Below are 25,290 nucleotides of genomic sequence, written 5' to 3'. Positions count from 1 at the left end.
AGGAGCGCCGTTCGACATGGCCTATTCGCTTTCATTGCTGGACAAGAGCCCGATCGCCGACGGCACGAGCGCGGCCGACGCGCTGCGCGCGACCGTCACGCTCGCGCAGCGCGCCGAGCAGCTCGGCTACCGACGATTCTGGGTGGCCGAGCATCACGGCGCGCCGGGCTTCGCGAGCTCCGCACCGGAGATCGTCGTCGCGCACCTGCTCGCGCATACGTCGCGCATCCGCGTCGGCTCGGGCGGCGTGATGCTGCAGCACTACAGCCCGTTCAAGGTCGCCGAGACCTTCAAGCTGCTGGCGTCGCTTGCGCCGGGCCGCGTCGATCTCGGCATCGGCAAGGCGCCCGGCGGGCTGCCGCTCACCACCCGCGCGCTGCAGTGGATTCATGACAAGGCGAAAAAGCCCGGCTTCGCCACCCAGCTCGAGGAACTCGACGCGTTCCTCGGCTGGGGCGTGGCCGAGGATCACCCGCTCGCGGGCGCGCTCGCGATGCCGGCGCCGCCGCAGCCGCCGGAGCGCATCCTGCTCGGCGGCTCGCCGGACAGCGCCGAGCTCGCCGCGCGCCACGGCTGGCGCTTCTGCTACGCGGGCCATTTCAACGGCGACGAGGCGAACATCGAACGCTCGCTCGACGCGTATCGCAGCGCCGGCGGCGTGCAGCCGCTGGTCGCGCTGTACGCGGTGGCCGCGCCGACCCGCGACGAGGCCGAGCAGCTGATCGGGCCGCTGCGGATCTTCAAGCTGCAGATCGCGGGCGGCCAGAGCTTCAACCTCGGCAGCGCGCAGGCAGCGGCCGATTTCGCGCGGCAGAGCGGCGCGACCGACTACCGGATCGACGAGCTGCGCCCGACCGTGCTCGCCGACACGCCCGACCAGGTGCATCGCGCGCTCGACGCGCTGAGCCGGCGGCTCGACGTCGACGAGTTCGTGGTCGATTCGCCGCTGACCGACTATGCGGCGCGGCTCGCGTCGGTCGAACGGCTCGGCGGCGCGCTGTCGACTGCGCCCGCGCGCGCGGCCGGTTCTTCCCTTTTCCCAGAAACCAACCCGTGACCCGCCCATGACCCGACGATCCATCCCCTTCGGCCTGATGCTGCAAGGCGCCGGCAGCCACATGAACGCGTGGCGCCACCCGAGCAACCCGCCGGACGCCAGCATCAACCTCGACTTCGTCACCGGCATCGCGCGCAAGGCCGAGGCCCACGGCATCGCGTTCGCGTTCGTCGCGGACGGCCTGTACATCAACGAGAAGTCGATTCCGCACTTCCTGAACCGCTTCGAGCCGATCACGGTGCTGTCCGCGCTCGCGGCCGCGACGCGCAAGATCGGCCTGGCCGGCACGATCTCGACGTCGTATAGCGAGCCGTTCACGGTCGCGCGCCAGCTCGCGTCGCTCGACGTGATCAGCGGCGGCCGCGCGGGCTGGAACGTCGTGACGACGCCGCTCGAAGGCACCGCGAAGAACTTCGGCAAGGTGCATCCGGACCACGAGCTGCGCTACGAGATCGCCGACGAATACCTGAGCGTCGTGCAGGGGCTGTGGGACAGCTGGGACGACGACGCGTTCATCCGCGACCGTGCCAGCGGCCAGTTCTTCGCGCGCGACCGGCTCCATACGCTCGATCACAACGGCCGCTTCTTCCAGGTCGCGGGGCCGCTGAACATCCAGCGCTCGCCGCAGGGGCAGCCGGTGATCTTCCAGGCCGGCTCGTCCGATGCGGGGATCGGGCTCGCGGGCAAGTACGCGGACGCGGTGTTCACGCATTCGCCGTCGCTCGACGACACGCGCGCGTTCACGCAGCGCGTGAAGCAGAGCGCGGTCGAGCACGGCCGCCGCGCCGACGACGTGAAGGTGTTCCCGGGCATCGGGCCGATCGTCGGGCGCACCGCCGCCGAAGCCGAGGAGAAGTACCAGGCGATTCGCGACCTGCTGACGATCGACGAGGCGCTCGCGTTCCTCGGCCGCTTCTTCGATCACCACGACTTCACGCAATACCCGCTCGATGCGCCGTTCCCCGAGCTCGGCGAGGTCGGCCGCAACAGCTTCCGCTCGGTCACCGACCGGATCAAGGCCGATGCGAAGCGGCACGGCTGGACGCTGCGCGATACCGCGCTCGCGGTCGCGACGCCGCGGCCGAATTTCATCGGCACCCCCGAGCACGTCGCCGACGAGCTGATCCGCTGGATCGACGCGGGCGCGGCCGACGGTTTCATCCTCGGTTTCGCGGTGCAGGCGCAGGGCGTCGACGATTTCTTCGAGCTCGTGCTGCCGGTGCTGGAGGCGCGCGGCCGCTACAGCCGCGAGCTGCCGGGGCACACGCTGCGCGATCACCTCGGCCTGCCGCGCAAGGCGAGCCGCCATGCGACGGCCGCCGCGCCGCGCGAAACGCCGGCCGAAACCGCGCAGGCCTGACGCCCGGCCCGCCGGCGCTACCGACCGACTCGAGGAACCGCAACGACATGAGCGACACCACCCACCTCCACGGCGCGCTGCCGCCGCTTTCTCCCGCCGCCGCGCGCGATGCCGGCTCACGCTTGCGGGTCGTGCCCGCGCGGCATCGCGCGAGCACGGCCGGCACCGCGCTCGCGGTCGTGCTGATCGGGCTCGTGGCCTATTCGCTGCTCGGCAATCCGCAATGGGGCTGGCCGGTGTTCGCGGAATGGTTCTTCGCGCCGCCGGTGCTGTCGGGGCTGGCCCGCACGCTGCTGCTGACGGCGCTCGGCGCGGTGTTCGGCCTCGTGCTCGGCGGGTTCGTCGCGCTGGCGCGGCTGTCGCGCTCGCGGCTGCTGGCGGCGAGCGCGTGGGCGTTCATCTGGCTGTTCCGCTCGATCCCGCTGATCGTGCTGCTGCTGATCCTGAACAATCTCGGCTACCTGTACGAGCACGTGCGGCTCGGCGTGCCGCTGACCGGCATCACGTTCGTCGACATCGCGACAACCGACCTGATCAGCCCGTTCCTCGCGGCGGTGCTCGGCCTGTCGCTGCACCATGCGGCGTTTTCCGCCGAGGTGATTCGCGGCGGCATCCTCGCGGTCGACCAGGGCCAGCTCGAGGCCGCGGCGGCGCTCGGCCTGCCGCGCGCGCACCAGACGACGCGCATCGTGCTGCCGCAGGCAATGCGCGCGATCCTGCCGACCGCGTTCAACGACCTGATCATGCTCGCGAAAGGCACGTCGATGGTGTACGTGCTCGCAATGCCCGAGCTGTTCTATACGGTGCAGGTGATCTACCGGCGCAATCTCGAGGTGATTCCGCTGCTGATGGTCGCAACCGTCTGGTATCTGATCATCCTCACCGTGCTGTCGGCGATCCAGGTGCAGATCGAGCGGCACTACGCGCGCGGCGCGCTGCGCAATCCGCCGCCGTCCGCCGTCACCTTCGTGCTGGAACGGCTGCGGGCGGCCTGGCGGCGTGCCGGGGTTCGCCGCACGGCCTCGGCTGCGGCGGCCGTGGCGGCCGGCGACGACACGCCCGCGCCGCGTGCTGGCGGCGAGATCGCCGTGCACGCGGTGTCGAAGCAGTTCGGCACGCAGCGCGTGCTCGACCGCGTGTCGTTCGTCGCGCCGCGCGGCAGCGTGACGGTGATCGTCGGGCCGTCGGGCTCGGGCAAGTCGACGCTGCTGCGTGCGATCAACCATCTGGAGCGCGTCGACGACGGCTTCATCGACATCGACGGCGAACTGGTCGGCTACCGCCGCGACGGCGACACGCTCTACGAGCTGAAGGAGCGCGACGTGCTGAAGCGCCGCATCGACGTCGGCATGGTGTTCCAGAACTTCAACCTGTTCCCGCACCTGACCGTGCTCGAGAACCTCGTCGAGGCGCCGGTCGCCGTCGGCGGCGTGACCCGCGCGGCCGCCGAGCGCAGCGCGCGCGCGCTGCTCGCGCGCGTCGGGCTCGCCGACAAGGCCGACGCGTATCCGCGCCAGTTGTCCGGCGGCCAGCAGCAGCGCGTCGCGATCGCGCGGGCGCTCGCGCTGCGGCCGAAGGTGCTGCTGTTCGACGAGCCGACCTCCGCGCTCGACCCGGAGCTCGTCAACGAAGTGCTCGACGTGATCAAGGAGCTGGCCCGCTCCGGCACGACGCTCGTGATCGTCACGCACGAGATCGGCTTCGCGCGCGAAGTCGCGGACAACGTGCTGTTCATGGAGCGCGGCCGCATCGTCGAGGCGGGGCCGCCGGCGATCGTGCTCGACGCGCCGGCGCATCCGCGCACGCGCGAATTCCTGTCGCGGGTGCTTTGACGCCCGCCCGCCTGCCCCGCCGAACCCGATACGCGACCGATACGCGAGACTCGCACCGATGATCGACCGACGCCTGTTCATGACGGCCGCCCTCGCCGCGGCCACCGGCCTGCCGCTGCGCACGGCGCTTGCCACCGCCGCGATAGCGGATCTCGACCCGCGCCAGGCGGGCCGCGTGCGCGCGCCGCGCGATGCGGAAGCGATCCGCGCGGCGAGCGGCTACCGCTGGGTGCGCGACGGCGCGTTCACGGTGGCGATTGCGCCGCATGCACCGCCGCTCTCGACCTACGCGACCGACGCGCGCACCGTGGTGGGCGCCGATCCCGACTATGCGCAGCTGGTGGCCGACGCGCTCGGCCGCACGCTCGTGCTGGTGCCGGTCGCGTGGGCCGACTGGCCGCTGGGCCTGAGCTCGGGCAAGTACGACGCGGTGATCTCCAACGTCGGCGTGACCGAAAAGCGCAAGGAAAAATACGATTTCACGACCTACCGGCTCGGGCTGCACGGCTTCTACGTGCGCACCGCGAGCCCGATCGCGAAGATCGCCGAGCCGAAGGACGTGGCCGGGCTGCGCATCATCACGGGCGCGGGCACGAGCCAGGAGCGGATCCTGCTCGAATGGAGCCGGCGCAACGTCGCGCAGGGGCTCAAGGCGACCGAGCTGCAGTATTTCGACGACGACGCGGCCGCGCGCATCGCGCTGCTGTCGGGGCGCGCCGATGCGGTGCTGAACCCGAACGCGCAGCTCGCGTACGACGCGGCGCGCGACGGCCGGCTGCGGCGTGTCGGCCTCGTCAACGCGGGCTGGCCGGCGAACGCGGACGTCGCGATCGCGACACGCAAGGGCAGCGGCCTGGCCGACGCGCTGACGCTCGCGACCAACACGCTGATCGCGAACGGCCGTTATGGGCAGGCGCTCGCGCGCTGGGGCCTGCAGAGCGAGGCCGTGGCGCGCGCGGAGACGAATCCGCCGGGGTTGCCGGCGTTTTGAGTGCTACGGGCCAGGCTGAACGGCTGCATCACGCATGACGCGGGAGAACACGCGGGCGCGTCATCGAGCAGATCGAAACTGCGAGCGATCAAGCGCCCGGTACAGCGTCTCGGTCATTGCACCAGTTCCATCCGGTTACCGGTCACGACAAGCGTGACGGGATCGGTTTTCTTCCACTGCGACTTCGGGATCAGCACATGCCATTCGGCATTGGACTGCTCCCGGAAGAAGGCCACGACGCCCACTGCCCGCGCGTCATCCGCCATCGGTGTCGACAGCTTGATCGTTGCGCCGGGTCCGAGCGTTGCTTCCATGCTGGAGAGCAGGTCCGCCTTCAACTGCGCGCGGTCGTCGGCGAGCAATTGCGCGTAGTCCGCCTGCTCGAAAGCCTTCGCGTCCTTCAACTGGTAAACGCGCATTACGACCGGTAACGACTGCCCTTGTTCGTTCGGGTTGAGTGCCGCGCGACTCTCGATCACCAGATTCAGTCGCTTGACCTTCGCGATAATCACCGCGCGCGTAGCATCGACTGCCGTTTCCTTTACCGACTGCCACATACCACAGCCGGCCAGCAATGCGATCGTTGTCGCGCTTACGACAGCCTGCCGAATTCCCAGCATCAAACGATTCGATTGCGGTATCACAACCAGTCCCCCGTCCTGTCCGTACGCGGATAGCGTCGGATAGGGCCACCCACGCCCTCATACATCACGAGACGCACCGAAAAATGGAAACACGCGTAGCGGCCGATGAAGCGGCTCAACACGTCACCGAATAACGCGATGTCGCCGGGTCCTGCAAAACCCGATGGCTCGATACCGACGTTCACATTCGCGATGCGGTCGACGCGCGCTCCTACCCGTTCCGTTTCCTCGTCGAGCCAGACGTAATGAATCGCCTCGATACGTCTGCGGTTGTCGTCCTGCCGCGTCCAGTCGTACAACGACAACGCACCGCGCAGCACGTTCGCGTCCATCATGTTCAACTCGGTCGCGCCTGCCGAATTGAAGTGAGAGATCACCTGCCAGTCGTAGTCGCCGCCGCGTGGGGGATACAGCGGCATCGTCGGGGCAGTAATATTGCGCACGCGTTCGACGCCATTAAATGCAGACGTGGTTACCGTAATCATCGAATCGCGCAGCGCCATGCGCGGCAATCGCCCGTTGTTCGCCAGCACCCGCACCGTTACGTGCCCGTCCGGCACGCTGCCCGGCTCATCCCATAGGTGCCCCCCTAACGTGACATACATCTCGCGTTGTCCTGTCACGCCTTGCCGGATCGACGCGTGGTAATGGCGATCCGGCGACTCGTGTCGCATCATCCCGCCGCGGTGCCGGAATTCCTTGATGGACCGGTACGCCGATTGTGTCGCGGTCCGTGGATCGGTCACCAAGACCGACAGCGCGTCGTAGGGCTCGACATGCTCGCCAGCTGATGCGGGTGCGAGGACCGGATAGTCGCGATCATGTGCGTTGGGTCGAATTGCCTGCGCATCCAGTTCGAACAGGTTGATCACCGGCGTACAGAACAAGCGGATATTGTCGGGGCCCACCGTCACATCGCCGGGTACCCGATCTCGAATCACGATTTCGAATTCGAGACGTGTCTCACCCGGTGGCACGCTTGCCGCGTCGAAACCACACAAGTCGACGAAGTGGAACTTCTCGGGGAATGCGAAATACTCGAGCATCGTTTGTTCGCGGTCGAAATCGGCGTCGCGCGCGTCGTGATCGACCGGCCACAGTCGTGTCTGCGAGCCGAAGCCCGCAGCCGCAAAAGTCATCCCAGGCTTGGGTTGCAGCTGGCCGTCGAGCACGCGCGACATGCGCACGCCGATCGACTCGACCTGTCGCGTGAAAACCGCGTACAGCGCCGAGGCAGTCGGCCGGTCGCCGTGTAGGTAAAGCCGGATACGCGACAGGTCGTCCAGCAACCGCTGTTCGCGGTGCAGCAGGTCAAACGCGAGCCGGATCACCGTGCGGCCGTCCTCGCGCACGTGCACGCCTGCTTCACGCACATTGAGCGGTAGCAGGCGTACCGCCTGGGTGGTCCGATAGACACATATCGTCCCGTCCGGTCCGACGGGTGTCGAACGTACCTGCAACCCTGGCGGCAACGTATCGAGAACCCGCGCCTCGCCAGCGCGCGGCATGCACTCCAGGATCGCCAGCGATGGAATCGTACGGCCTGCATGTGGCCACATGTGATCGATCAGTGGATCGGTGATTTCCGGTAGCGCGTCGTCGAGCTTCATTCGCAGCCGGCTCGTGAGGAAAGCAAACCCTTCATAGGTCTGCTCGACACTGTCGTGGCGCGCGCCCAGCATCATCGTCATTCCCACGCGGCGGGCGCCTTGCGGCTGGGACTCCGCGAATTCCCGCCCGGCCTCGCGCAGGTAGCGCATCTCCGCATCAAAATAGCGCAAATACGGATCGTCCTGCGCCCCGAGGCCACTTCCTTCCGGCATTGATGGTTTGTTCGCGTCTTCACTCATGGCTGGAGCTCCGGTGGCAGCGGCGGCAGGAGCGGCATAGCAGACGTGACGCCTGCCTTGCCGACGACGAAAATGCGATCGGGCATCCGGAACCCGCGTAGCTTCAGCAGGTCGAGCGGCCCTGCACCGACCTGTGTGCGCAGCACGTACGAAAGCGGCTCCCCGTTCCCGGTGTTCCACGTAAGCTGATAGCGCGTGCTGTCGAGCTGCTTGACGTCAGCCCTGCTCAGCAGACGCAGGAACGCCCAATCGCCGGTCGAATCGAACGCCTGCCGCAGGCCCGCGTCGAGCGTCTGCCATGTAAGCCCCGCGTGTCCGTTCAGGCCATTGCCCGGCCACGCCAGCGACGTCCAACGCTCCTGCTGATTGAAATAAACGATCTGTTTGCCGTCGACCGACAGTTCCGAGCGCGTCACGTTCGGCGTCGGCAGCGCCATCATTTCGAATTTCTCCCCCGCGTCGCCCTGCAGGTAGAGCTGCGCGCCAACCGTCGACAACTGCCGGACGCCTGTCAGGAATTTCGGATCGAACTGCAGCGCCTGCGGCGCAAGCTCGTTCGGCGTCCAGTGATCGCCTTCCAGCCTCATCACGCCGGCCAGTTGTGTCGTGATGAAACGCGAAATCAATCCGGTGTCGGGCCGCACATATCGGCCGAGCTCAGCGAAAGACGCGTCGGCCTGCGTATCAACGAACGGATAACGGCTGCTCATCGCCGCGTTGAATGGTGCGGCAACGCTTGCTCGCCATGCGTCGTTCAGGCTCGCTGCGGCCGGTTGCAGGATCGTCTGCCATGCGGCCTCAAGCGGCCGCGCAAGCACCGCATCGCCGAAACCCGCCCACGCCGTACCCAGGCTGGCGGCCGTCAGCGCCGCGTCATCGCGCGCCTGCGACAACTCCGACAATTTTCCTTGGAACACTGCCTGCGCAAGCGAGCGCGCCATCGCCTGCGCATCGGGACTGCCGGAGATCTGCTGCAACTTCAGCCGCATCGTCGTGACCGCCGTCAGGTAGCGCGACAGGCTCACGCCGTTCAGTGCGATGTTGGCCGGCGCGCCGCTCTTCCCGTTTTCGGCTGTCGGCGATGCGCCCGTATCGCCCATCAGCACGAGGAGCGGACCAAACGGCTTGTCGAGCGGGTTGACGACGGCCGCCCCCGCCTGCTCGTCCGCACCGATCAGGTCTTGCGCCTTGCGCACCAGCGTGTCGGTCAGCGCCTGCGACGGCCGCCCCGCTTGCGCCTGAAATTGCACGGATTTCATCAGTGCGAGCAACGGCGAGGTCTGTGCATCCACGAGTCGAGAAAGCTGTTCGACCGCCCCATTGAGATTGGACGCCGGTTGCCACTGCATGCTGTTGAGCATGCGTTGCCACGCCGCCGCGTACTCGCCAAAATAGCGCGCCGTCAGACGCTGCTTCAGTTCCTCGGCCGCGCGCTTCTCGTCGACGATCGACTTGGTTCGGATCTTGCCCTGCGCGAACGTAATGCCGATCGTCTGCGACGCCTGCGAACCGGTCAACACCCAGTCACTGCCCACCCGGCCCTCGCGAGATGCCTTGTCGATCGCCGCAGCGATCATCCCGTCCCATGCCGCGCGCGTATAGATTCCCGGTACGGTCTGCGACGCCGTGAACATCCCGTGGGCATCGGCACCGTTCAAGAGAGTTTCGAGCGACGCGTCGGCGTATTTGCTTTTAACGTCGTCGAGGATACTTCGGTACACCGTGTCGTCGGCCGATGCGAGTCCCATTTGGGTGACCAGCATGTTACGGGTCGAGGTCACGACGCGGTCGTCCGTCGGAATCCGCCATTCGGGGTGTGCTTTCAGGTGATCGGCATAGAACGCCGCAAGTCGCCGGCCCGTATCGTCACGCTCGCCGAGCGGCATTTCGACGGGTCGCGGCCACAAGGCGATGAGCAGGCGTTTCAGAAACGCCGGATCGGCGCGCGACGGGTCGCCGAGCATCAGGTAAGTCTTGAGCGCGTTGTAGGTGCTGCCGCGCGTCTCCTGCGATTGAAGGCTGTCGGCACGCGCCTGGCCTGCGGCATTCAGCAGCCCGCCGATCGTTTGCACAATAGGTATCTGCAAGTTACGGGTCGCCGCGATTCGGTACGGTTGCCAGAGACCGTCGAGGATATCGTCATTGCGCGACAGGCCCGCGCGCAGGTACCACGGTGCACCGTGCTGCTGCCGGTATTCGAGCTTTTCCATCAACTGCTGTAGCGCGAGCTGGGCGCGCCAAGCGGCTGCCGTCTGTGGCCGGGCGTCGACGGCAGCGTTCGCCGTCGCCCGCGCCTCGCGCATGAGTGGTTGATTGCCGATGAACGACGCGGTCATCCATACGCACCATGCTATCGAGGCAAGGGTCGCGCACATCGCCAGTGCGTCCGGCCAATAGAACCCCATGCGCCGACCATGGCCTTGCCGAGTGGCGACTTCGAACCACGTCGGCAACAACGCGGCGGGTTGCGGGGGGAACTCAACTGGTCCGTTCGTAACAGTCGCTGCGTTTGGCGCCGCGTTCCCGTCCCCGGTGATCGGAGCAGGCGTCGGCATGGTCACCGTCGTCGCAAACACGGGCGCGAACATCACCCCCGCCAGCGGTGCTCGCAGCCAGTGCGACGCAAGTAGCGCTTGCCAGCCCGTGACGATGTGTTCGCGTTGCTTCCCGATGTATTGCGAGATTTCGGCGAGATAGGTGAGGCGCGCCGGAGAGGTGCAAAGCCGCACCCCCGCGTCCGCCGTCTCATGCTCGATGGCCGCAAGCTGGTCGTGTAACGCGGCGGCTGCGGGCGCTCCTTTGTACGCGACTCCCTGGAATGCGCCAATCGCCTCGAACGTCTCGGCGCTCCCGCCCTGCGCGGGCACCGCATGCAGGAGGGTAACCGGCGCGGCCCATCCGAGTTCGTTCGCGATTGCGGCGAGCACACGCGGCAGCTCGGTATCGTGCTCATCCACGTGCGTGACCTGCACCACGCTGTCGACCGGCCGCCGGGGCCGCAGCTTCCGGATTTGGCGGCGCCACACGCTCGCCTCGATGCCGTCCGGCGCCACGTGCACGAGGATTGCGTTGCCGACTGACATCACACCCGCGCGCTTGAGACCCGGCGCGACTGTATCGATCAACGCGTCCGTCCCGCTCAGCAGCAGCCACGGCGATCGGTATCGCCAACGCCAGCCTTGCGAGACACGTAGCTCCTCGACCATGCGTTGCAGACGGGCGTCGCGTGTCAGCGGCTTCTGCGCCTTCGTCGTGTTGCCGGTCTCCCTGCGGAACATCTGTCCAGCCACGGCGTATGCGCCGACGAAAAACAAGCAGAGGTGAATGGCGACGAAAACAATCAGGGCAACGACGATAACGATCACCACCCGCATACGCGCCGCACCGGGCGCGAGATCGAACAGGTCGCCCCGGCCCCACACGAGGCCAATCGCCAGCGCGGCGACGATCAGGGCCGCGACCACCACACCCCAGAGGGCGGCACGTCCAGAGGGCGCAGGCTCCACTGCGGGGGCCGAGTCAAGCGGTCGCAAATTCAGTTTCGGATCGGTCATGCTGAGCGTGTTCAGGCAACGAAGGCTCCTTCCCGTGTATACCGGGAAGAACGTGAATAATGGCGGACTGCACGCCATCGATGATCAGCTGCGGCGCGCCCGCCGCACCACATTCGCTGGCGGCCGCGACAGACAGCCAGCCGCTGGCGCTGCCAAAATCGCCCACGATGTAGGCGAGGTCGCATTGGGCGTCGCTGCTCGCAAGCGCATCCAGGTTCGCGTTTCGCAACCCTTGATTGCAACGTTTGACGTCGCGCGTCACCCATGCGCGCGTCACGGCGGCAAAATCGGCCCTGCCCCATATCACCGCATTCGCGAAACCGTACTCGATCTCGTCGGCCTTGCCCTCAACGGGCCGATGCAGGGTTGCCATCACGGGCACACTGTCGGGTAGCCGGTAGAAGCCGGCATCGAGCAGCATCGCGACACATCCCTCCGTGCTGCCGGTGGGAGGCTGATCGTCATGCCATGCCGTTGCGATCACGAGCAGCGGGCATGCCTCGCGTGCGTCGAGCCATGCATCGGCCACCAGCAATCCGTGCGAAGCCGGTACCGTCAGGACGGTAAGGGGAGGCAGCCCGGCCAATTGCAGCGCGTCGCGTACCTCTTTTTCGCGCAAGGCTTCCTCGCCGGGTTCGGCCAGCACGCGCACCTTGGGCCAATAGGTGGCTTCATAGTGCGTAAGCGCACTCAGGCTCGCGGTGAGCGGTTCGAGCGCTTCGGCAATCCTTAACGTAAGCTGAGTAACGGGTCGCTTTGGAGCCGCATCCGCTACGGCGGCTGCTTCGCTCTCTTCAGCCGGATCGGCCATGTCGGGTTCATCGAATGTCTCCGGCGGGTCGTCAAAGCGGCAATGCTCGATGACACCCGCGCCTGAACGAGGCTGCTGCTGCCGCGGCAGGCGCACGCCAGCATTGATCGCCTGTGCAAGTGTCTGGTCGTTCAAGGGCAGGCAGTAACCGATGCCCAGCACCCTTAGCGGCTGCTGCGCGACATGGATGCGCTCCGCCAGCCAACGGTCTCGATGGATGTTGCGGTGGTATGCGCGATACCACATGGCCTCATAGCGTGCGCGCTCGATCGTGAAGAGCAGCCCGAAAATTCCGTTCGGGATACCGACGACACAGAACCAGAACCATGCGCCGCCCGCACGTTCACCCTTGGGCCACAACAGCAAGGCAATGGCCGCCCCGGCCGCCGCGCAGGCCAGCCAACCGCAGAACCACCACGGCCAGAAGCGTGGACGGTGCGGATAGGCGCTCGGGCGTCCCGCCGGAGAAAGATCGACGGGCATTACGCGAAGTGAACGTTCGGCAGCGATGAGATCAACCGACAGCCACATGCGCAGCGATGGCCGTCCAGCGCAAACAGCTTGCGGTCGCGATCGGGAAACTTGTCGGCACCCTCGTCTATGACGGTCGCTCCATGCAGGTTGCAAGTCGCATAGTCGCCCTTGCGGGCAAGCGGCCTGCCCATGAATGTCGCCCACTGCGAGCCGCTGGTGACTTCGCCGCCGTGTTCGAGTTTGTCGCCTTTGCGGATGGGAGATTTCATATTCATATCACCGATTAAATCAAATAACCCGTCATCTTGAAAATGGCAACCTGGTAATACACCTTTTAGGGATATTATTATTCCAATAAGTGCTGACCAAGTAACGCCTTTTCTTATCTACTCTGACGTTAACAAATTCATCCCCACACGACGGAAACCTTTCCATAAACTTGTTTGATGATGGAGAAAAAGTGAAGATTCTATCGATTTCATACGTCCCCATTCCATCATCTATATGCGACACCCGAAAACCAAGTCGCCCACTAAAATCATAACTATCAATCTCGATATTCGGTTTTTTTACCGTGTCGAGGTTTACCCCGCCCTGCCTCACCCCATCCTTTCCCGACAACTTCCAAATCAAATTCGAACCTTTAATCTGCACCACAGCCACAGCACCCGGCGACGGAACAAATGTCTTTGAAATATCAGCGGCATATGCTTGAAACGATATCGAGAAAACCGTTGTAGCCACCCAAACCGCAATGACCCTCATAGATCACTCCGCGCTAACCATGTTTGCCAAAAATTGATTTTTTGGATGAAGAGGCTTAATCGATACCGATTCGGCAACATCAACTCCGCCGCCCAGATTCATGAAAGGCAATCAATTACTCACCTTTCCTTGCGACGATAGGATATTTCCTCTTAAGCGCCTTTCGAATCGAATCAGCATCTTTATACCGCGCATGCGTCGTGCGCCCATCACGAAAACCACACTCGCATTGATCCAAGAAAGGCGCACTCGCATCGCTTTGCAGGCCCACAAAGACAACTCCCGCCTGAGGATCACCAGTCAATTTGTAAACATATCCATCGAAATACTCACCACCATAATCATAATGATTGAGCGGAGTTCGCACCAAAACAACAATCTCCTTGCTTTTTTGATCGTGATCCGCATTCACAAAAAAAACAGTGGAAACCTCCGGAACCCCGTCATCTTTTACATAACGATCAAATAACACATCGTGCCAAGCATGATTTCCATCGGCAAACAAGAGGTGCGCATCAAGCATATAGGGCCGACTATCTTTGGCATACCCAGGAACATCAGATGTATTCTCGACAAAATAAATATACACCCCCTGCATTGCAGGCCCCGCATCAATAATCGGCGGTTGCAATTTATGAGCATCATCGGCACGAGCCTTTATCGCGACCTGAATAGCAACAGGAACATCGGCCGCATAAGCTCGCGACACAAGGGGCAGAATGAGCAACATCAGCGAAATGCTCAACACAAAGAATCGTCGGCTACGCACAACAATAAATCCACGTTAAAGTCTGGACCGAAAATTTCGTCCAATCAATCAAATTTTCAGGGATTTTCCGCGCCACAATCATTCATGTCCTCGGAACACACAAATCAGCACCACAAAAAATCAATCAAAATGAAAAGACGCAAATAAATCCCGCATAGCCTTCTCCCGCTTCGCCTCCATCGCAGACGGTTTTCCACCGGAATACAGATAATAAGAAACTGATCGGAAATTATTTCCAGCAACGAGTATCAACCTTCTCGTCTCCCTTAGCTTAACCATACTTGCCGTAGGCGTCACAGCAACATATTTAAGAACGTATAGATCACCGCCCGGCAGCAGCGTATGCTCCTTTGCAACCAGCTTAAATAACCCTCTCCCCTCACCTTCATTCGACTCTATTTTATTTAAACTCTCCCGAAATGGAATGCCCTCTACGGTCAGAGAAAAATCTGTCATTGCCCGCCAATCTTCAGGCATGGACGGGATGCGCCCTGGCATTTTACTTCTCACTGCGCCAGTGTATTTAAATGGCAAATAACACTCATCTTTTCCAAAAACTATAGCACCTTCCAACTCTATATACTCAAGTCCACTGGGAGATAAAAACGATAAATGACAATCGGCCACCGAATCCCGTTCAACCGGCTCACTTTTCGCCACGCCGGCCCATGCAAAGAAGCCAACGACACTTAACACAAGGAAAATAATCTTCCTCATAATCACTCGCCTCACCTGATTTAATTCAGGATTTGACGCAACCTCGTCATTGAGTTCGTGCAAAGTATTATTAAAACCCTGCCTCCACCATAGTAAATTATTTTTCCTCGCACTTTTGAAGCTCAAACTTCGGAACATGCGCGGCATCAAACGTATGAACTTGCCTTCTCTCGACATCTATCACATCAACTTCAAATTGACTATTGACGACGATCGATTTGCGATCCTTTCTAAATGCGGCATCATATACCCCACCCCGATACATCTCCTTCTCTACGAGACGAATATTTTTCCCGATAAAATATATAGAAAGGTGCGCAACTTGAGGGGAGCGAGGATCAACTCTGAAAGGAAGCCCAAATACAACCAACGCGGAATCATCTAGACTAAATACTCCGCCATCGATATGGTGATCGACTTTCATCGTCGCAACACGCTGCCCTCTGCGCAATACAACCATTTCGTGGCGATCTCCAATTTTTGCCACATACCTCCCATCACAAGACGTTACTATCTCTGCCCTCGCAAAGCCACAATAAGCAATCAAAAGCAAGACAAATGGGATTTCCTTCCATAAGCCGCTCAAAAATTTTAGCCTTGCAGTCATCGATAAATTTTTATAGATTTAATAATCGAATTAATCGCCCTCACCCTGCTTGCACCATTTTTGCTAATTTTTCCGCCAGGTGTAGGTGGTTGCTCAATAATGGCGGAGACGAAGAACATCGGATTTGTATTGGGGTTTTTTACCGGAACCAGTGCGGCAGCATAACAGATCGCCGGGTGCTCTCCAGCATCCGAATCGTCTTTACAAAGCACATTACTCGCCTCATACGCAATGAAGTCGCCAATTCTCTTCTTATTCGCTGGATACACGAAACTATACCCCCCCTCCGCATACAAAAAAGCATCATCGGGCAATAATGGCACTTTTTTCACCCCCTCCGGAGAAAGGTTTTTATATCTAATAAAACCATTGTCGCGAACAATTTCATCATTGGATTTGGCATAAAAACATATGGTAGCAATCACATTCGCGCGGCTCACGTCTACGCATACGGAACCATCAGAATTGACCTGCTTGTTCTTATAAGTCGGCAAATCAATGGCAATCCCATTATCCAATACAACATTCTTTGCGCATGATGGTTGCGCCATACAATGCAAGCCAATTGCGAATAGAAATGCAGCGAAAATTTTATTTTTCATTTAACATCCATCAGAATTTTTTCAATTCTCTGGGTATGCTTAATTCGATCATCCAACCCATTCGGCTTCTTTGTTTTTCTATTTATCCCATTGATGGCGCGAGACACATCAAAAACACTTTGGTACGAGACATCTGACTCTCGAATGATGGAGTTGATCGTAACATAGTTATTGCTTGCCGCGCCTGCCGTCCAATACCAGCCACCCGCATCAATTGCATTGAATGGAATGGTGCCAATCTGTTGTGGATTGTTAATAATTGGTCGATGGCGTGTTTTCTTCTCCCACCAAGCATCATCAAATGTTGACGGATTGAGCCAGCCGCGGTATACCCAATAGCTTGCATAGTTCGCTCGCGCCGTAAGCTGCTTCATACCCCGACCGCGAAATTTAATACCGTCGCCAGCATCGACGTTCCCAAGCCGCCCTTCAAGATAATCGAAATAGCGGTCATCTTTGTTGTTGTAGTAACCGTCTCCCTCAGGCTGAAGACTAGCGGAAAAGTGAGTGACGGACGCTTCCATCATGCGAGCCAGCATGAATGATTCCACGGCCCCTTGGCCAAGAAAATGCGTCATTCTTGTTGGCGTATTTACCAGATACTTTCGCATCCCTTGATTGAGCGATATCCGATACAGCTCTCTCTTGGTGCTTGGGTCTGGTGTTTCTCGATGGTTGTAGAGCCTATCTGGGTAGATACCCGACAGTTCGGATGACGATAGCCATCCGCACCTCCTGAAATGCCGGATGAATGCGAGCGGATGGAAGAACCAGAGCTTCTGCCCCGCCGGAAGTCCCGTTTTGTTCCAAAACTGAACTTCCTTCAGATGCTTCATGAAATCGTTGTAGCCCTTGTCGTTGCCGTGGTAAAAGCCGTCCTCATCGAGCAGTCGCGCATAGCGTTCCTCGTTGTGCGTACTGTCCCACTCGCTGGGCGCCTGACACACCAGGCCGCGCAATTGCTGGCGCACCTGATCGTTACCCTTCACATAAGCCGAGAGTACGTTCGTCTTGTGCTTTTCCGGTGTTTCCCCTTTCACCGCTGGCACTTCGTGTGGGGCGGCATCGTTCAGTATTTTCTTCAACGCATCGACATCGCACATTCCATCGCTGCCGAACGGCGTGTTGCCCTCACTGATTTTCTGCCAGCCCATTGAAGACAGGAAGTCCGCGTCGGAGAACTTGTGGATGTTTGAGTCGTTGATATCGATGTAGCCGAACTTGCCTGCCGCCCAGTTGATCCGCATCCACGTCACGCATGCATCGGCAGCCAACTTTTTTTCAGGGGACAGGATGCGCCCAAACCGAAGCAATTCGTAGCCGTCGCTTGGACATGACGAATAAAGCGCGGTGGCACGCTTGTACAGATCGTATTCATAGTCCTTTTCCTCGACGAGCTGCGGCGTGAGCAACGTGCGAGTGCCGTCTTGCGCAACACTCCACACATTGGTGTATTTCGAGCCGCGGTTGAAGTAGGTTTCGACAAGCAACGGCAGGGTGTTCGAGCCCTCTTGACCAGGCTTAAATTCGATGCCGTGTAACTTGTTGCCAGCATCGGCCTTCTCAGGCAGCCGGCGAAACGTGCTGCCTGCTGGAATGACGAAGTACGCATGCCCCCACCAGTCCGTTCCCGTAGGAGGCGTGGGTGTGCTGTTCCCTAATTGCGTATGTCCGAAATAAGCGTCGAAATCTTCCGGCAACATGAAGATTTCGAAGTGCAAATGAGGCATCCCCCCATACCACCCACGCCATCCCAGCACGTCCTTGCGCCGGACCTTCTTACCCTCCCCCGAGACAGCGGGCGTGACCTGCCCTTTGCTCACCGGGCCAGTCGGCTTGCGCAGGAACTCGTAGGGTAACTCTTTGGCATCCGCTCCGTGCTGCTGGTATTCCACCAGCGGCAGCAGATGCATGTAGAGCGAATAGAACGTCAGCGTGCGGCCTTCTCCGGTCTCGGTCGTGTGCTTGAGCAACACAAAGCCCGTATGGCTCGTGCCGTCGTCAACCCCATGCTGACACACCCGATACGCAACGACCTCACCGTCGGCGATCGCGTACACCTTGCCCTTGGTATTCGGCTGAAGATGCACGCCACAATGCCAGCGGCGATCGAAGGCGATCGGGTAGATGCCATGCGCGCATTCGAACTTGTCCACCGCGTCCATCATCGGATCGGGGTTCGCCCCGGTCGGGGGCACGAGGCCGACATCGGGCAGAAATGGAGGGCTGATAATCATGATCGTTAATGGGTGTGGCTGTATCTGGCGTTCGGCTGGTAGTCGCTTACCGGCAGTTGTGGCAGCTCGACAGATGTATGGCCGGGCCCTTCGAACGTAAACGAGGCTGCTTTGATGCGGAATTCGCCCGGACAATTGAAGACAACGCTGCCGTTCTCGATGGTCATGGAAGCGCCGCTGCTAACCACCATCGCCCTGGTCTTGGCGCTCACGAGCACATTCGCGTCGGCGCTCGACACATGCAATTGCTGGTCGGAAAAGATGTCCATGGGAGCACCCTGTGCCTGCAACTCGACTTTCCCTTTCGAGAAAATCTTGATGCCGAGCTTGTGCGCACATACCGAAATCAAGTCGCCTGCCACGATGCGTAGCCGCTTCACGATGCTCACGTCCATATCCTGACCCGCGGAGACGATCACGTTCTCGCCCGCCGAGTGCTGCACCGACTTCGGCGTCACGAACGCCATGCCGCCGGGAGCGCTCGCAAGCAGCCCCGCGTCGCGAAGCTGATTCAGGCCATCGAGCAGCGCCGCCTGCGTCGCGCGGTCCGCAGGGTCGGCCTTCGCCTGCGTTGTCGCTGCGGCAAGGTCCGTTACGCGCTGCAATGCAGCCTTGAGCTGCGCAATAGCGGCCGGCATATCGAGGTGCGGCGCATTCGGATTCGAGATCGGATCGGCGGAGAAGAACAGCCCCTTCGTCGCGCACACCGTGCCCCAATGCAGCGTCGTCACCTCGAAACCCTCGCCGCGCTTGTTCTTCTCGCTGTCGACCAGATAGCCCATGTTGAGCGACGTCTTGCCGAATACCGTCGCCAGACGCGCGCCCTCGTGGTTTTTTAGATCCTCGAAGCGCAGTTTGTTGCCGAGCAGCGGCGAACGGAACACGGCGCGGCTGTACCAGCCCTCCTTGCCATGCACGAGATCCCGCCGCGCATAGTCATGGACGGCGCCAGCGATCAGTAAGCGGTCGCAATTTCCTTGAGTCGCGACGACGCGCACCTCCGACCGCGGCAGCAAAGGGATGTGCAAACCACCCTGGTACGACGCCGACGTGCGCAGCAACCGCATCGGCATGCTGTTCGTGCCGCGCTTGCCACTGTGCCGCGTGAACAGGAGCCTCACACGATAGTGGCCGTATTCGTCCACCCATGCGTACGGCTGATCGTCACCGGACTCGATTACACCGATCAGCATGCCGCTGATCCAGCGCCAGTGCTTTTCCGGCACATATTCCGGCCGATAGGTTTGGTGCGCGGGAATCGCGTCGAACTGGTTGGTCACCGACTGGCTGCGACTGCCGGTCGTGACGAGCTTCGTGATCACGATCCCGTGCGGCGCCTCGGGCATGACGTCGTTGGTGAGCCGCACCACCATGCCGGGCGTCATGCCGATCACATTGCTCGTGCCCTTGAACTGCGTCTGCCGCGCGATCAGTTCGTCACGCCGCGCGTCGGCCAGCGCCTGCCCCTCTTCGACTGTATGGAAGTGCTCGATGCTGCGGTTCACGCTGCCATACACGGAACGGTCGTCGTGGGCCACGACTGACTCGACCTGCAGCGGATCGTCGGGCACGCGATAATTGTGATCCCATTCGCGTACGACCTGCGGCACCAACGTGCGCGTCGTTTCCAGCGTCAGGATGGCCTCGTGCCAGCTCACCAGCCCCGAATGCGGCAGCAACGGCACTTCGAGTGCCCGCATATAGCCGCGCGGCGTATTGCTGAACACCAGCGTGTCGCGCTGCGGGCCGTCTTCTTTTTTCGCCTGCTTGAAGTAGTAGTAAACGCCGGCTCGGCGACAATGCCGATTGATGAAATTCGCAACCGTCTCTTCGTACATCACGGTTTGTTCGAACTTCCCGTCGAGCCCTTCCAGCTCGAACTCGACATCGAAGGATTGGAACAGATTGCGATCGACAATTGTCTCAGTCAGCAGTTCGCGGAACGATCGATCAAGAAATACGGCCGAATCGTGCACTTCTCCAAGCAGTGACAAACGCGGCTTCAGGTGCAGTTGGTACGTCGCCTCGTCGCGAGACGCCCTGATTCGTGTCCACTGCGTCACCACACCGTGCACGGTACGCGCCGCATGCTGAACCGGGTCAATCAGGCCCGGCGTCGACGGCACCGATGCGCACTCCTCGATCGTAAAAATCGCCGGCCGACCGACTACCGCCGCGCCGTCGATTTGTTTGTCCTTCGACGTAACGGTAATGTCCGCGAGAAATGGCGTATTCATTTCCTCGCTCAATACGAACGAGAAAACGGAGATCGGCGTATCCAGCGTCGCGATCTCCAGGCGGAGAGGCTGGGTGACGACTGCGCTCGGGTGTTTGAGCACATCGTGGATGGTTCGCATGGCTGTCATTGCATGAAGAGTTTGCAAACGCCGGCGTGCTTGCCCGCCGAAAATCCGCGGGCACGATGCCGTCAGACCGGAGCGAGTTAAGCAAAACTTCAGAACAAAGTCCACGAGAAAAATACGAGATAATCATAAATTCACAGTTGTTTGCACTCCTATATCTAATTTAGATTTACTGAAAATTTCGACGCGCTAGATCGCTTTATCCCGATAAAGCGCATGAAATCCAAGGGGGCGAGCGGAGAGCGGATTCGCTCGGTCGCGGCGGCCGAGAACACACTGACGATGAAGCCGTGGGCCGCGTTGCTGAAATGGCCGAGACCATGATCTGGTCGAAGCCCGCGGCCTCGTGCGCCTGCGCGAAGCGCCGCACATAAGATCGACCGACGCCTGTTCATGATGGCCGCGCTCGCCACCGCCGCGACAGAGGCGCTCGCGCGCTGGGGCCTGCAGAGCGAGGCCGTGGCGCGCGCGGAGACGAATCCGCCGGGGTTGCCGGCGTTTTGACGGGCGGGCGCATCGCCGCGCCCGCTTGGTTTATGCGGGGATCGCCGCGCCCTGCCGGTCAAGCTCGGCGATATGCGCGTGGATCGCCGGAATCAGCGCGTCGCCATACGCGCGCGCATCGTCGAGCGGATCGAAGCCGCGAATCAGGAACGTCGTCACGCCGAGCCGGTAATACGCGCCGAGCGCGCGGGCGACCTGCTCGGGCGTGCCGACCAGCGCGGTCGAATTCCAGCGCGCGCCGGTCAGGTTCGCGACGCCCATCCACAGCCGCTCGTCGAGCACGTCGCCCTGCGCGGCCGCGGCCATCAGCCGCTGCGATCCGGCGTTCTGCGGCGCGTGGCCCGCGATCGGCTGGCCGTTCGCGACCCGCGCCGCACGCACGCGCTCGCGGATCGCGTCGGCCTTCGCCCACGCGGCGGCCTCCGTATCCGCGACGATCGGCCGGAACGACACGCTGATGCGCGGCGCACGCCCGTGCAGCGCGGCGACGGCGCGCACCCGTTCGACCTGCTCGCGGATCGACGCGAGCGGTTCGCCCCACGTCATGTACACGTCCGCATGCTGCCCGGCCACCGCCAGCGCGGCCGGCGACGACCCGCCGAAATAGATCGGCACGTGCGGCCGCTGGACGCCCTTCACGAGCGGCGACGCGCCGCACAGCCGGTAGAACGGGCCGTCGTGATCGACGGGCGCGTCGGCGAGCCAGATCCGCTTCAGCACGTCGAGGTATTCGGCGGTGCGCCGATAGCGCGCGTCGTGCGGCACGAAATCGCCGTCGCGCCGCAGGTCCGCATCGTCGCCGCCCGACACGATGTTGAGCGACAGCCGCCCGCCGCTGAACACGTCGAGCGTCGCGATCTGCCGGGCGGCGGCCGATGGCGCGATCACGCCCGGCCGGTGCGCGAGCAGGATGCGGATCCGCTCGGTTGCGGCGGCCGCGAACGAACTGACGATGAAGCCGTCCGCCGCGTTGCTGAAATGGCCGACCAGGATCTGGTCGAAGCCCGCGGCTTCGTGCGCGTGCGCGAAGCGGCGCACGTAATCGGGCTGCACGGCGGCGCCGCCGGGCACGTCGACCTCCGCGCCGGGCGTCGCGGTGATCATGCCGATGATGTCGACTGGCATGTCGGGATGTCCTTCAGGAAAACGGAATAGGCGCGCGGCTGACGTTGCGCGCGTTCATCGCGCGGCGGCCTTCTGCGCGGGCGCGGCGAACGCGCCGGCATACGAGCGGTCGAGCAGCTTCGCGGTGTCGTACGGGGCCGGGATCACGCCGGCCTTGTGCAGGAAATCGGCGGTGTTCTGCGCGTCCTTCGCGGCCGCGTCGTCGACCGGGCCGACGCGCTGGTGCGCGTCGTTGAGCCAGCGGTACGCGACGTCCGGCTCGAGCTTCGCGCGCTTCGCCCACAGGTCGGCGTATTCGCGCGGATGGCTGTCGACCCATTGGCGCGCGGCCACCACGCGGCGCAGGAAATCGCTGATCTCCGCGCGCTTGCCGGTGGCCGCCTGCTCGTTCGCCGCGACGAAGCTGAGCGCGGGCATCAGCCCCTGCGCGGTGGCGATCGGCCGTGCGCCCTGGCGCAGTGCGAGCGTGCTGACGAACGGCTCCCACAGCGACACCGCGTCCACCGAGCCGTTCGCGAGCGCGTTGGTCGCGTCGATCGGCATCAGGTAGGCGTACTTCACGGCGTCGGCGCGCAGGCCCGCGCGTTCGAGCGCGCGCAGCACGAGCTGCTGGCTCCACGCGCCGCGCCACACGGCGATCGTCTTGCCGCTCAGGTCGGCGACCGTGCGCACCGGCGAATTCTTCGGCACGAGGATCGCGACGCCGTCGAGGTTCTGCCGCGACACCGCGACGACCTTCACCGGCGCGCCGCGCGCGGCGAGCGTGAGCAGCGGGGAATCGCCGAGGAAGCCGACGTCGATCGCATTGCCGTTCAGGCTCTCGGCGACCGGCGCGGCCGCCTGGAAGTGCTTCCACTCGATCGTGTAAGGCAGGCCCTCCAGCACGCCGGACGCTTCCATCGAAGCCTGGATGTTGAAGTAGTTCTGTTCACCGACGCGCAGCGTAACGGTGTCTTTGGCGATGCCCGGCTGCGCGGCAAGCGCCAGCACGAGCGCCGTGACGATTCGGCTCAGCAACGTGATCTCCCGGATAGGTGGTCGAATGGGGTTCAGGACCGGAGACGATACGTCGCCGAACTTCATAAGACAAACGCAATATTCTGCTAAGTAAAGATGCGGAAATTTTATGACCCGGGTGCCGCGCCGCGAGGCCGCCGGCCCGCGCATTCGAATCCTTCCTCGACAGATATTTCGCACACGAAATACACCGCGCACTATATTTCGCATGCGAAACAACACCCGGAACGAGGGCCGCGATGCCATCCCAACCCATTCAGTTTTCCGCCGCCGACGGCTATGCGCTGCACGGCACGCTGTGGTCGCCGGACGCCGCGCCGCGGGCGCTGGTGCTGATCCATCCGGCGACGGCGGTGCCGGAGCGGCTGTATGCCGGCTTCGCGTGCTACCTGACCGAGCGCGGCTTCGCGGCGCTGACCTACAACTATCGCGGCATCGACGCATCGCGTCCGGCCCGGATGGCGCGGCTGCGCGCCCGCATGCGCGATTGGGTCGACCTCGACGTCGAGGCCGCCACCGCGTGGGGGCGACAGGCGTTCGGCAGCGTGCCGCTGCTCGCGGTCGGGCACAGCGTCGGCGGCCATGCGATCGGCCTGAGCGCCGGGTCGCGCCACCTGCGCGCGGCGGTGATGGTCGCGTCGCACGCGGGCAGCACGCGGCTGATCGCGCGGGCGGCCGAGCGCCTGAAGGTGCGGCTGATCCTGCGCGTGTTCGGCCCGCTGATGTCGGCGCTGCTCGGCTACGTGCCCGGCAAGCGGCTCGGCCTCGGCGAGGATATGCCGGCCGGCGTGTTCCGCGAATGGAGCGGCTGGACCACGCTGCCGCGCTATTTCTTCGACGACCCGACGCTCGGCGCGGCCGAGCGGTTCGCGCAACAGCGGCTGCCGATCCTCGCGCTCGGCTTCGACGACGACCCGTGGGCGAACCCGGTCGCGATCGACCTGCTGGTAAGCTACCTGACGCAGGCGGCCGTCGAACGCCGCCAGATCGATCCGCGCGCCGCCGGCAGCGGGCCGGTCGGGCACATGGGCTTCTTCCGCAGCCGGCCCGGCGCGGTGCTGTGGCCGGGCGTCGCGGACTGGCTTTCTCAGGCGCTCGACGGGCCGCGCGACACGGGCCGCCTCTCTTCCACCACCGCATCCGGAAACCGAGCTTGAGCGACGAACGACGACTGTTTTTCCTGTTGAACCTCGCGCAGCGGCGCGTGCAGCGCTGGGTCGACCGCCGGGCCGAGACCGATGCGCGCGCAAGCGCCGCGCAGGCCGGCGTGCTCTTTCATCTCGCGAAGCACGACGGCGCGCTCGTCGGCGAAGTCGGCGCGGCGCTGCAGATCGCGCCGTCCGCGATGACGGGCCTCGCCGATCGCATGGCGAAGGCGGGCCTGCTCACGCGCCATCACGATTCGGACGACGGCCGCGCGACCCGCCTGTTCCTCACTGACGACGGCCACGCGGCGCTGAAGCAGGCGCGCGTGCTGTTGCGCGAACTGAACGGCAAGCTGTGCGACGGGTTCTCGGACGACGAGCTCGATGTGGTCGCGCGCTGGCTCGGCACGATGCAGGCGCGCTTTCCTGTGGAGCGCTGAACGCCGGCGCGCGCCAGCCGGCGCGGCCGGTGCAACGCAATACAAAGCGATTTCCATTCGCACTTCGATTCGGCTTTGCGGCTGCGATATCACGCCGTTCCTAGCCCGCGCGCCGCAAATTTTTCTGGTTGCGCTCGCGCGATCCGGCAACGCTTGCCGGCTACACACCGTTACAAAAAACTGCCTGCTGCGCGCGGTTTTGTTCGCCTACATTGCAATCCACTTCGATGCATTCGTCGTATCCAAGAGACTTGGGGGTACCCGCGCGCGACGGCCATGACGCGCGGGACATGCACGGCAACGAGAAACAAAGCAAGGAAGTCTTGACCGATACGCTGGCGGAACCCAGCGAAGGCGGATTGCGATGACTGACGCGACGCACTGAACGGCACGGATCGACGCGATACCGGCCGCTCGCCCGTGCGC

The 25,290-nt window shown here is 62.7% G+C and carries 20 protein-coding genes and 2 pseudogenes; 7 read left to right on the top strand and 15 right to left on the bottom strand.

Going from position 1 to position 25,290, the window contains the following annotated elements:
• Positions 1–16 precede the first annotated feature (16 nt).
• Genes HWY45_RS31620 through HWY45_RS31605 form a run of 4 tightly spaced genes read left to right on the top strand, consistent with a single transcriptional unit; the run spans position 17 to position 5,240 of the window.
• Positions 17–1,057 (top strand): LLM class flavin-dependent oxidoreductase, encoded by a 1,041-nt coding sequence (locus HWY45_RS31620; RefSeq protein WP_059564401.1) that lies wholly within the window; start codon positions 17–19, stop codon positions 1,055–1,057.
• A gap of 7 nt (positions 1,058–1,064) precedes the next feature.
• On the top strand, positions 1,065–2,417 hold the full coding sequence (locus HWY45_RS31615) for an LLM class flavin-dependent oxidoreductase (protein ID WP_059881152.1): 1,353 nt from the start codon (positions 1,065–1,067) through the stop codon (positions 2,415–2,417).
• A gap of 47 nt (positions 2,418–2,464) precedes the next feature.
• Positions 2,465–4,249 (top strand): amino acid ABC transporter permease/ATP-binding protein, encoded by a 1,785-nt coding sequence (locus HWY45_RS37220; protein ID WP_081069734.1) that lies wholly within the window; start codon positions 2,465–2,467, stop codon positions 4,247–4,249.
• Between the two features lie 58 nt (positions 4,250–4,307).
• Complete coding sequence (locus HWY45_RS31605) at positions 4,308–5,240, top strand: ABC transporter substrate-binding protein (protein WP_059805111.1); 933 nt, start codon at positions 4,308–4,310, stop codon at positions 5,238–5,240.
• A gap of 113 nt (positions 5,241–5,353) precedes the next feature.
• Here HWY45_RS31605 and tssJ read toward each other — a convergent pair whose 3' ends face one another.
• The 13 genes and pseudogenes from tssJ to HWY45_RS37025 form a co-directional block, all read right to left on the bottom strand.
• Positions 5,354–5,860, bottom strand: coding sequence for a type VI secretion system lipoprotein TssJ (tssJ, locus tag HWY45_RS31600; protein WP_059881154.1), 507 nt, complete (start codon positions 5,858–5,860; stop codon positions 5,354–5,356).
• Between the two features lie 20 nt (positions 5,861–5,880).
• Positions 5,881–7,734, bottom strand: a complete 1,854-nt coding sequence (gene tssF, locus HWY45_RS31595; RefSeq protein ID WP_081069735.1) for a type VI secretion system baseplate subunit TssF — start codon at positions 7,732–7,734, stop codon at positions 5,881–5,883.
• Positions 7,731–11,288, bottom strand: coding sequence for an ImcF-related family protein (locus HWY45_RS31590; protein ID WP_059881158.1), 3,558 nt, complete (start codon positions 11,286–11,288; stop codon positions 7,731–7,733). Before HWY45_RS31590 ends, tssF begins: the two co-directional genes overlap by 4 nt.
• Entirely contained in the window at positions 11,254–12,630 is a 1,377-nt protein-coding gene (locus tag HWY45_RS31585) for a hypothetical protein (protein ID WP_230946891.1), read from the bottom strand. The genes HWY45_RS31590 and HWY45_RS31585 overlap by 35 nt, the downstream gene beginning before the upstream one ends.
• Positions 12,582–12,842 carry a PAAR domain-containing protein gene (locus tag HWY45_RS31580; RefSeq protein WP_059881201.1) on the bottom strand — a complete coding sequence of 87 codons (261 nt, stop codon included), beginning with the start codon at positions 12,840–12,842 and terminating at the stop codon, positions 12,582–12,584. Before HWY45_RS31580 ends, HWY45_RS31585 begins: the two co-directional genes overlap by 49 nt.
• Positions 12,843–12,873: 31 nt before the next feature.
• Positions 12,874–13,338: a hypothetical protein gene (locus HWY45_RS31575; RefSeq protein ID WP_150998710.1), complete on the bottom strand. Its 465-nt coding sequence runs from the start codon at positions 13,336–13,338 to the stop codon at positions 12,874–12,876.
• Between the two features lie 115 nt (positions 13,339–13,453).
• Positions 13,454–14,086 (bottom strand): hypothetical protein, encoded by a 633-nt coding sequence (locus tag HWY45_RS31570; protein ID WP_414143463.1) that lies wholly within the window; start codon positions 14,084–14,086, stop codon positions 13,454–13,456.
• 141 nt (positions 14,087–14,227) lie between these two features.
• The gene (locus tag HWY45_RS31565; RefSeq protein WP_150998707.1) at positions 14,228–14,824 is read right to left on the bottom strand and encodes a hypothetical protein; all 597 of its coding nucleotides are present in this window, start codon (positions 14,822–14,824) and stop codon (positions 14,228–14,230) included.
• A 97-nt stretch (positions 14,825–14,921) separates the two neighbouring features.
• Positions 14,922–15,410, bottom strand: coding sequence for a hypothetical protein (locus HWY45_RS31560; protein ID WP_150998704.1), 489 nt, complete (start codon positions 15,408–15,410; stop codon positions 14,922–14,924).
• A gap of 17 nt (positions 15,411–15,427) precedes the next feature.
• A complete protein-coding gene (locus tag HWY45_RS31555) occupies positions 15,428–16,033 on the bottom strand; it encodes a hypothetical protein (RefSeq protein WP_150998701.1) in 606 nt (201 codons plus the stop codon).
• Entirely contained in the window at positions 16,030–18,270 is a 2,241-nt protein-coding gene (locus HWY45_RS31550) for a M23 family metallopeptidase (RefSeq protein WP_059881167.1), read from the bottom strand. Before HWY45_RS31550 ends, HWY45_RS31555 begins: the two co-directional genes overlap by 4 nt.
• Before the next feature lie 5 nt (positions 18,271–18,275).
• On the bottom strand, positions 18,276–20,627 hold the full coding sequence (locus HWY45_RS31545; protein ID WP_175038316.1) for a type VI secretion system Vgr family protein: 2,352 nt from the start codon (positions 20,625–20,627) through the stop codon (positions 18,276–18,278).
• Positions 20,628–20,863: 236 nt separating this feature from the next.
• Positions 20,864–21,006: pseudogene (locus HWY45_RS37025) on the bottom strand (LLM class flavin-dependent oxidoreductase); the annotation flags it as partial.
• Between the two features lie 50 nt (positions 21,007–21,056).
• Here HWY45_RS37025 and HWY45_RS37505 point away from each other — a divergent pair.
• Positions 21,057–21,137, top strand: a pseudogene (locus tag HWY45_RS37505) (ABC transporter substrate-binding protein); the annotation flags it as partial.
• 30 nt (positions 21,138–21,167) lie between these two features.
• On the opposite strand, the gene HWY45_RS31535 reads toward HWY45_RS37505, so the two are convergent.
• Both HWY45_RS31535 and HWY45_RS31530 read right to left on the bottom strand, forming a co-directional pair.
• Positions 21,168–22,262, bottom strand: a complete 1,095-nt coding sequence (locus HWY45_RS31535) for an LLM class flavin-dependent oxidoreductase (protein WP_059881171.1) — start codon at positions 22,260–22,262, stop codon at positions 21,168–21,170.
• A 54-nt stretch (positions 22,263–22,316) separates the two neighbouring features.
• Entirely contained in the window at positions 22,317–23,279 is a 963-nt protein-coding gene (locus HWY45_RS31530) for an ABC transporter substrate-binding protein (RefSeq protein WP_059881173.1), read from the bottom strand.
• 239 nt (positions 23,280–23,518) lie between these two features.
• On the opposite strand from HWY45_RS31530, the gene HWY45_RS31525 reads away from it, so the two are divergent.
• Positions 23,519–24,436 carry an alpha/beta hydrolase family protein gene (locus HWY45_RS31525; RefSeq protein ID WP_059881175.1) on the top strand — a complete coding sequence of 306 codons (918 nt, stop codon included), beginning with the start codon at positions 23,519–23,521 and terminating at the stop codon, positions 24,434–24,436.
• Positions 24,433–24,864, top strand: a complete 432-nt coding sequence (locus tag HWY45_RS31520) for a MarR family winged helix-turn-helix transcriptional regulator (RefSeq protein WP_059564395.1) — start codon at positions 24,433–24,435, stop codon at positions 24,862–24,864. Before HWY45_RS31525 ends, HWY45_RS31520 begins: the two co-directional genes overlap by 4 nt.
• Positions 24,865–25,290 lie beyond the last annotated feature (426 nt).

This window comes from Burkholderia stagnalis (assembly GCF_902830275.1).
GTDB lineage: Bacteria > Pseudomonadota > Gammaproteobacteria > Burkholderiales > Burkholderiaceae > Burkholderia > Burkholderia stagnalis.
The sequence above is the reverse complement of the archived record's forward strand: the minus strand, read 5'-3'. Positions and strand labels throughout refer to the sequence as shown.